General features: G+C 67.1%; 2 protein-coding genes. Both read left to right on the top strand.

The annotated features are described in order from the left end of the window. A partial coding sequence (locus tag I71_RS33130) for a TRAP transporter large permease subunit (RefSeq protein ID WP_049976463.1) occupies positions 1–1,186 on the top strand: 1,186 nt, incomplete at its 5' end. Between the two features lie 10 nt (positions 1,187–1,196). Then, positions 1,197–1,536 (top strand): carboxyltransferase domain-containing protein (locus I71_RS33135; RefSeq protein ID WP_042704331.1); only part of this gene is annotated, 340 nt, incomplete at its 3' end.

Here is a 1,536-nt window from a genome sequence, read left to right on the forward strand (position 1 = left end):
TCACCGCAAGAACGGTGGGCAAGGTGAGGGCGACCAACATCGGGGGGGCCAGCACCTCCTGGACGCTGACGGCCTTGCGCTGTTCATCTGGATGGGCGAGATCTTGTTCCGCACCCGCATCTCGTCCGACATGTTCAAGGGGCTGGCGCCCTGGACCGGCTGGCTGCCCGGCCGGCTGATGCATGTGAACATCATCGGCTGCTCGATCTTCGCCGCGGTGTCCGGTTCGTCCGCCGCCACCGCAGCCACCATCGGCCGCATGACCATTCCGGAGCTGAACCGCCGCGGCTACGACCCGATGATGACGCTGGGCTCGCTGGCCGGGGCCGGCACGCTGGGGCTGCTGATCCCGCCCTCGATCATCATGATCGTCTATGGCGTCGCCGCCGACGTGTCCATCGCCCGGCTGTTCATCGCCGGTGTCATCCCCGGCATCGTGCTGACCGGACTGTTCATGCTCTATGTCGGCGGCTGGTCGCTGCTCAACCCCGGCCGGGTGCCGCCGCCCGAACCGCCGCAGAGCTTCGCCGCCAAGATCCGCGACACCGGCGCCCTGATCCCGGTGGTGATGCTGATCGCCGCGGTGCTGGGCTCGATCTATGTCGGCATCGCCACCCCGACGGAAGCGGCGGGCATCGGCGTGCTGGGATCGCTGGTGCTGGCGCTGGTGACCGGCACGCTGAACTGGACGACCTTCCGCGACAGCCTGTTCGGCGCCGCCCACACCTCCTGCATGATCGGCTTCATCCTGGCGGGTGCGGCCTTCCTGACGGTGGCGATGGGCTATACCGGCATCCCGCGCCTGCTGGCCGAATGGATCACCACCATGCAGCTGTCGCCGGCGGCCCTGCTGGTGGCGCTGACCGCCTTCTTCGTGGTGATGGGCTGCTTCCTCGACGGCATCTCGATGGTGGTGCTGACCACCTCGGTCATCCTGCCGATGGTGCAGCGGGCGGGCATCGACCTGCTGTGGTTCGGCATCTACATCATCATCGTGGTGGAGATGGCGCAGATCACCCCGCCGGTCGGCTTCAACCTTTTCGTTCTGCAATCGATGACCGGCAAGGACATCTTCACCATCGGCAAGGCCAGCCTGCCCTTCTTCCTGCTGATGGTGGTGATGGTGGCGCTGCTGTGGATCTTCCCCGGCATGGTGTCCTGGCTGCCGTCGATGATGATTGGTTAACGAGGAAAACGTGCAAGTCCGTTTCACCAGTTCCGGCGACACCGCCTTCAATGTCGAGTTCGGCGAGACCATCGACCGGGCGACCAACGCCCGCGTCATGGCCCTGCATGCCCGGTTGAAGGCGGCCCCGCCACCGGGACTGGTGGAAACGGTGCCGACCTTCCGCTCGCTGCTGGTGGTCTACGACCCGGTCTCCACCGGGCGGCGGGAGATGCAGGCGGCGGTGGAGGCGGCACTGGCCGGCAGTGACGTCGCGCCGGCGGACGGGCGGCTGTGGCGCCTGCCGGTCTGCTACGACCCCGACCTCAGCCCCGATCTGGCCGAAATGGCGGACCAGTTGGGCCTGACCG

Origin of the sequence: Azospirillum sp. B506 (assembly GCF_000333595.1) — a bacterium.
GTDB lineage: Bacteria > Pseudomonadota > Alphaproteobacteria > Azospirillales > Azospirillaceae > Azospirillum.